The 6,958-nt window shown below is 35.9% G+C and carries 6 protein-coding genes; all 6 read right to left on the bottom strand.

What is annotated here, in order from left to right; all coding sequences use genetic code 11:
• Positions 1 to 2,112 (bottom strand): hypothetical protein (locus ACY65O_RS17275; RefSeq protein ID WP_462222109.1); only part of this gene is annotated, 2,112 nt, incomplete at its 3' end.
• Entirely contained in the window at positions 2,102 to 3,046 is a 945-nt protein-coding gene (locus ACY65O_RS17270; RefSeq protein ID WP_462222108.1) for an AAA family ATPase, read from the bottom strand. The genes ACY65O_RS17275 and ACY65O_RS17270, both read right to left, overlap by 11 nt.
• 13 nt (positions 3,047 to 3,059) lie before the next feature.
• Positions 3,060 to 4,310, bottom strand: a complete 1,251-nt coding sequence (locus ACY65O_RS17265; protein ID WP_462222107.1) for a DUF4062 domain-containing protein — start codon at positions 4,308 to 4,310, stop codon at positions 3,060 to 3,062.
• Positions 4,311 to 4,390: 80 nt separating this feature from the next.
• The gene (locus ACY65O_RS17260) at positions 4,391 to 4,660 is read right to left on the bottom strand and encodes a hypothetical protein (RefSeq protein WP_462222106.1); all 270 of its coding nucleotides are present in this window, start codon (positions 4,658 to 4,660) and stop codon (positions 4,391 to 4,393) included.
• 10 nt (positions 4,661 to 4,670) lie between these two features.
• Positions 4,671 to 5,297 (bottom strand): hypothetical protein, encoded by a 627-nt coding sequence (locus ACY65O_RS17255; protein WP_462222105.1) that lies wholly within the window; start codon positions 5,295 to 5,297, stop codon positions 4,671 to 4,673.
• A gap of 48 nt (positions 5,298 to 5,345) precedes the next feature.
• On the bottom strand, positions 5,346 to 6,608 hold the full coding sequence (locus ACY65O_RS17250; protein WP_462222104.1) for a ComEC/Rec2 family competence protein: 1,263 nt from the start codon (positions 6,606 to 6,608) through the stop codon (positions 5,346 to 5,348).
• Positions 6,609 to 6,958 lie beyond the last annotated feature (350 nt).

Raw genomic sequence — 6,958 nt, 5'->3', positions numbered from 1 at the left:
TAATTCGTGTGTTTTACCATAAGTATCCATAATGGCTTTTCCCAATGCAAGGGTAAGTTGCCAGGTAATTTTTGGATATACTGCCAGTGCGGCAATCCACTGAAATAAAATATTATCATACCTGCCCCCATTATTAACCCTGGCCCATACGGCATTTTCGCAATACTCATACAATTCATCCACATCTTCAAAATCAATCAGCTCTGTTTCGTAAAAACCTTTAGAATATAATTTTAAATCGGCGAGTACATTTATTTCTTCTCCAAAAAGTTTTTGCAGTAATAACAGTTGGCCGGGAATATCAACGGGCAAAACCGGTAATTCATCAAGCAGTGCTTTTTTTTCTTTATTGCCCCAATCTAAAAACGATACTGGTGTTACCACAGCTTTATATTGCCACCTGCGCAAGTATTGTAAATAGCTGTCATCAATTACAGGATAATCCTTATAAATTAACTGGTATCCATTACCCAATATCAATAATACATGTTTGGGAAATTTTTCGCTTAACTTTTCCAGGCTAATGCCCTGCGGATAAGTAAGATTGTAACACCATTTTGGCTCCTGCTGAAAATAAAATTTTTCTATAAACACATTTTGCTTTTGCAACAACTCCAGTAAATACTCAAATAATTTTACCTGCTGGTTATTACTGTTCTGTTCGTCTATTAAAATTAAATATTCGCTTTGCTGGGTACGGGTAACCTGCACCGGCTGAAAAAATCCGGCATTATCAATTGCCTTAGCAATAGTTTTTTGCAGGTGCAGGTATTGTGCTTCGTCGCTGATGCGTTTACGCATTTGCCTGGCTACATCCGCAAGGGCGGGTTCGGGCAGCGGCAAATAATTTTTATTTAAAAAAGGAAGATCAACAGCACCGGCCTTGCCAGAAAAGGATTGCAATAATTTTTCGTATTCCTTTTTAACACCGGAATTATTATCTGTGTCATTTTTTTTTGACCGTTTCCACCGCAACGCAAAAAATGATGTAAGCACCAAAAATAATCCAGCTAAAAAAAGCAAAAGATAAAACCAATTTTGGTGTACTTTAAATTGTGGCAGCAATGGTTTTGCACCGGGCGGCACACTAAATTTTATTTGTGGTTTTGGTGCAGGATCATACACAAAAAAAGTGATGGCAGCTTTTCCATTGCACGGCGCATTAATACTGTCGTAAACCGCCGTAAAATAAAAAGTTTCCGTTTCTTCTTTATTAAAAATAATGCTTACGGTTTTATTATGATTGGCCGGTATTATTTTATGGTCGTTTATAGAAGCCCATATTATGCTATCAGGTTGTTTACCGGTTATACCTGCAGTTAGTTTTACAGTATCACCAATTTTTACAGAGTCTGTTTTAAAAGATTTTTCAATGGTAAATTGGTTTGTACTAAAACAGATGACTACGTCTGTAAAAACAGTATCGGTGTATTGATAATAATTTTTGTAGAATATCTGAGGATAGGCTGTTATTTTATAATTACCTTCTTTGGTGTACTCATGATAAGGCAATGTATCAACAGCGCTATTATCGCCCCAGTTGTATGTTGTTTTTAATTTTATACCTGGTACAGAATCAGGTAATTTGTTATTAATATTCAATTGCGTTTTTACCGGCAGGTTAAAAGCAGCATTAGTTTGTTTAGATAAAACAGTTGTAACACTATCTGCTGGGTTTGCAGTAATAGAAATAGAAGGCCGGGGATATAATATAGGTTTACGCAAAAAATATAAAAGTGCAGCAACAATAAATGCCACTGCCAGTATATATTTCCACCAGTGTTGTTTAAAATGATCCGGGATTTTTTGTTTGTTATGCAAAAAATCTGCTTCGGGCTTTTTAGAAACCGGGGCAAAATACTGTCCAAATAATTCTTTAAATTGAATTTGTTCTTCGTGGCTGTTGGCAAAAATGGGCGAAAGGTAATGGCACAACTCCATTTCATTTTGTACACTTTCGCTATATGCATCAATAATGCTGTTGCTGTCTGCAATTTGTTTTGGCGTAACTAAAAAATTATTTTGCTTAAGGGCAATAAAAAAATTATACAGTGGCAAATTTATTTTACCATTTGTAAAATCAATTGAAATATGCTCCTGGTTATCCTTCAATTTCTTTTCTTATTGTTTCAAAATCTGTTTTTGTTTTGGCAATAATACCTAAGGTATCAGCAATTTTTTTGCGGTATTCCACATCAGCATTTTTTAAATTTTCCAAATTGCCGTTTAAAAGATCTCTTTCCTTCAGGCAGGTTATCCAGTCTATCAATTCGGAAGTGGCGGGTTGTTTATTGATATTCTTAATGCTTCGTAGTTCTAAAAATTTTTTGATAGCAGTTATAAAAAAAGGATTCCCGGCGTTATCGAATTTTGCTTTTATGATATTCAGTAAAATTTTTTCATCGGGGAAATTAATGTGGTGAAATACACAGCGGCGTAAAAAAGCGTCGGGCAAACCTTTTTCGTTGTTACTGGTAATTACTATCACCACGGGCTTGGCCGTATTTTGCATTATTTCAAAATCGGTTAACTCTTTTATGCTGAATTTAAAAGGGGGTTTTTCCAGCTCTGCCAGTAAATCATTAGGGAAATCACGAGGCGCTTTATCTATTTCATCAATCAGCACTACCGAGCCAAAGCCGGCATATTTATTTGCTACTTCTTTTTCGTAGTTGCTGAAGTTATACCAGTCTTTATTTACTTCCTGAGTAGCCATTAATGAAATGCCCAGGCTGTTGAAAGAGATAAAACATTCTTTCTTTTTATTTTCTTTATCGCCAAAATGCCCTACGGCATCGTAACAATAAAACAGATCGGATGATTGAGATACAGATTTTGTATTAAAGCGCAGGGCCTTATTAAACTTAAATTTATCAGGATGGGCCTGCAGCAATTGCCTGGCAATAAAATCAGCACATTCTGTTTTTCCCGTTCCGGGATCGCCGGATAAAAGCAATGGCCTTTGTAAAAACAAAGCGGTGTTAACTGCCGCAAGTAATTCTGCACTGGGTTTATAATAATCATTATCGTTCCTGGTGATCTGCATAAAAAATAATTTATCAGTTATTAAATAAATTTGTTTTCAACCAGTTTTTTATTAACCGGTTTACTTCTTTCATCCTTAATTTCTTAAAAGGGTTATCGCTAATTTGCAGCAGTTCCACCACTTCATCCTGGTCGAAAGTGTGGCTTTTAATAAATACATCCAGCCAGTTCCAGGTATCAGTTTTTGTAATGTCGTCCAGCGCATCAATGGCATTAAGGCAGCCAGGTAAATTAACCGATGTGATAAGTGATTGTATAAAAGCATTAAATTTTTCGTTGGCCGCATTTTCATTTGCCAGGTACGTGTAAAAAATAAATATCACCCTGTTGCTGGTGGTAGTGGCGCCGTCGTTAGTAAGAAATGATGGTAAAAATGCAGTGAGCACCTGTTTTAAAAAATCCAGTTTAATGGCACTGTTTATTTCGATGGAATTAATTTCGATGCTTAAAAAAAGTTTGTTGTCGTTATCAAATTTGTACTCCGCAACATCTGCAGCCCATTGAGAAGATAATTCGGCAATAAATATTTCTTTAAATTTTTCGGTATTCACCGTATTAAACTGTGCCAGCTCCAGCCTGCATTTGCGGTACTTGCCTCCCATTTCCAAATCGTACAAACGTTCTAAAAAATCGTTGGGATTATTTTCGTACACCGAAGAAAAATAAAATGAATTGGTATTTTTTTTAACCGACTTTGAAAAACTGTAGGATTGTTCATTGCGGTTGATGAGCATTAGTGCATCTTTATAATCGGTGATGCCGGTTGGTTTTTTAAAATTGTAATTGAACGTAAGCAGAATTTGCTTGCACAAATTATCAGGTGTGGTAAAAGGATAAATAAATGAAGCGCTGTTTTTTAATGCGCTGTTATAAAACTGCTGAATATCTGCATTTTGTAATTCCGGCATTTTATTAAAATCTTCTTTTTCAATTTCTTCATTACTGTAAAAAACGAAAATTTTATACAACGGATTATTTTGTGCCACTTTTAAAGCTTCGTTATATTCTGATTCGGTATAGGAAATGCCTGTGCCCTCTACAATAGAACCATAGCGTTTGGCCAGTATCAAAATATAAATATCTGCTTTACGGACATCCTCCAAACAAACATCAATGGCCCTCTTTGCATTTTCGCTCACGTATCCTTCCATGGATACCAGTGTAAATTCATCCTGCAGGCCTTTGTATTGAAACATATCCCTTATAGCTTCCCGGTAAACCGTTAAGTCTTTATAAGTAGAAGATATGTACACTTTTTTAAGCATTATACTTCACCATTTTTAATAGCAAATTTGTACTTTAAAAAATACCTGACCATGTAATGCAGCCGCAATACAAATAAATGCTACAAAACTTTTTGTGCTATACCTACCAGCAGCGACACGCCTTTACTGATGGTTGCAATGGCTTTTACTTTATCTTCATTGCTTTTAGTGGCATCTGTAATTTCTTTAATTACTGCAGCAAAATTTTCTTTTTTTATACCTGTAGTTTCCATCAGACCATCAACTTCGCTGTTGGTTAACCGGGTTAGCGAAGCCATTTTGTTTTTAAATTTATTATCGGTATCAGTTTTTGCTTTTGCAATAATTTCGTCGATAGTTAAGTCTGGCATAATATTGTTTTTATTGGTTACCGGTTATTGATTGTACAGCCTGGTTAAGAAATAATATTTTTTGCGAAATACTTTCACCCTGCTGTAAAAACCCATCCAGTTTCTTCTCCAGGCTGGTAAGGTCTGTTTTATTGCCGCTTACTTTTGTAAGCAGTGTATTAAAAATTTGCCTGGTAGTATTATTTAATTTTGTGGCAGAAGAAAGCAATCCAATTTCTGCATCGCAGGCCTGCCGGTAAAACTCATAGTCTTCATTAAGCTTCGAAATTATTTTTGCCCTGTTTTCTGCCAATGCCATCCGTAACGAATCCCGTACGCCATTTACTACCGGTACAATCTTAGGAAAAATTTGCGGCCATTGTTTATTCATATCAATTTTGGTATCATTTTCATCAAAACTTTTTTTCATGCTGCTGATCATTGAAGGGATATATTCTTTGTTCATAAAAGAATCTATTTCGGCATTATTTTTTTCAAATACCATGTTTACATAAGCCATGTTAAGTTTGTGCATGCGCTGCCCTTCATCTTTTATTTGCTGCATCAGCTGTACAGATTGCACCGGAAGTTTTGCACAGGAATTAAGGCAGACTATAAATAACACTGTAATTATTGTTTTAAAAAATACGTTTGGCATAAGCTGTTTTTTTATTTTAAAATACTTTTTCAAATCCAATTTTTTATTCTACCCCACCTGATAAGAGTCCCACAGGTCGGCATAATTTTTTACTTCTTTCATTTGGCTGATAAATATTTTACTGCCATTACACCTGCAGTTGATCATTCCAAAAAGAATGGTACGGCTACGTAAATCAACCGAACGTGCCAGTTCGGTTGAATACACCAGCGGCCTTGGCCCTCTTGAATAACGGCCTGCACAACCAATCGCATCGGCACGGGGATGAGAAAAACTTTCGTTATCGCCTGAAGATATAACGGTGGCGTATGGGTTGATGAGCTGCATAAATTTTTCAGTAAAATCAGATGAGCCGTGATGACAGGATTTTGCAACATCTGTTTCAAACGGATTCAGTACACCGTACTTTTGCATCAGGTAGGTTTCTGATTTGGAATTTAAATCGCCGCCAAATAAAAAGGTACGGGTGCCAAATGTTATTTTAAGTACAAGGCTATGGCCATTGATTGTTACGCCATCATCCGTCCAGTAAACAAAGGCATTTTTATTATTTACTTTTTCTGTAAAAGGCGCCAGTACTTCGATAGTAAAATTATTACCTTCAATAGTTTCACTCACTGCTTTATCTCCGGCTGTTAATCTTTTTACTTTTGTAATTCGGCCTTGCTGATTTGCAGCAAGCAGTGCATCCATAAAACCAGTAACATCCCGGTTAAATTTTGCGGGCTCGGCAGCAGTTAATAAATTATCAAAAATTTTGTTAAGGTATTTTACACCGTTGTTGGTTACAGTATCCCCTAAACCGGTGTTGTAAGGGTTATCAGTTGCAGCAAATTTTAAAATACCTGCATGGTGTATAGTGCCAAATGTAAACCGCTTATCTTCTAAAATTTTTATTACGCCTTTGTAATGGTCGGTATCAAAATGGCTGATGAACACATAATCAATATGTACTTTTTTATTGTACTTCAGCAGGTAAGTATATTGCCATTTGGTAAGGTAACTGTACAGGTTTGTTGCCGGGCCGGCATCAATTAAAATTCTTATTTTACCTACTTCAATTAATACGCCATCTCCCTGGCCTACATCTAAATAAAAAATTTTAAGGCCCATGTTATCACTCAGGTCTGTCTTCTTCATCCAGCCTTCTTTACTAAATGCTTTTACTTTGTAAAAAGCTGCATCCTCTGCTGTTACGGTTATGTAAGTGCCCATTAAAACTCTGTTGATGGGTTTTTTCCCTGCGCCATTTACCACGGATTCAAAAATGGGGGCTTCGTTGGTAGCGGCATATTTAAAGGTTGCGGCCATAAAATGAAGGTTTATAATAATTATAATAATGATGAATAATCAAATTATTGTATTACAACACCTGATAAACCCTAAGTATTATAATACAGTCAACTGCCGTTAAACACACATCGTGTTTTCACCCAGGATGCAGATTACTGATGCCCGAAAGAATAAAGTAGTAGATAATGATGCTGAAGAAGCGGCTATCGAAGGATAGAATTTAAAGGGCAAACCCAATGCGTTTGCCTTACAAATGTATATAATTAAATACTTAAAATTCAGAAGTATTTTAGAAGCCGGTATTAAACAGGCCTTCTACAAATAATTGCTTATTAAAAACCAAAAGGTCTTCTGCCTTTTCTCCTACC

The organism is Ferruginibacter sp. (assembly GCF_031430955.1).
Lineage (GTDB): Bacteria > Bacteroidota > Bacteroidia > Chitinophagales > Chitinophagaceae > Ferruginibacter.
Note: the sequence above shows the minus strand (reverse complement) of the source record. Positions and strands in the feature narration are given on the sequence as shown.

Bases quoted from the DNA above. Each gene is read 5' to 3' on its own strand.
- ACY65O_RS17265 (WP_462222107.1), bottom strand. From the start codon at position 4,310: ATGCTTAAAAAAGTGTACATATCTTCTACTTATAAAGACTTAACGGTT.
- ACY65O_RS17250 (WP_462222104.1), bottom strand. From the start codon at position 6,608: ATGGCCGCAACCTTTAAATATGCCGCTACCAACGAAGCCCCCATTTTT.
- ACY65O_RS17255 (WP_462222105.1), bottom strand. From the start codon at position 5,297: ATGCCAAACGTATTTTTTAAAACAATAATTACAGTGTTATTTATAGTC.
- ACY65O_RS17270 (WP_462222108.1), bottom strand. From the start codon at position 3,046: ATGCAGATCACCAGGAACGATAATGATTATTATAAACCCAGTGCAGAA.
- ACY65O_RS17260 (WP_462222106.1), bottom strand. From the start codon at position 4,660: ATGCCAGACTTAACTATCGACGAAATTATTGCAAAAGCAAAAACTGAT.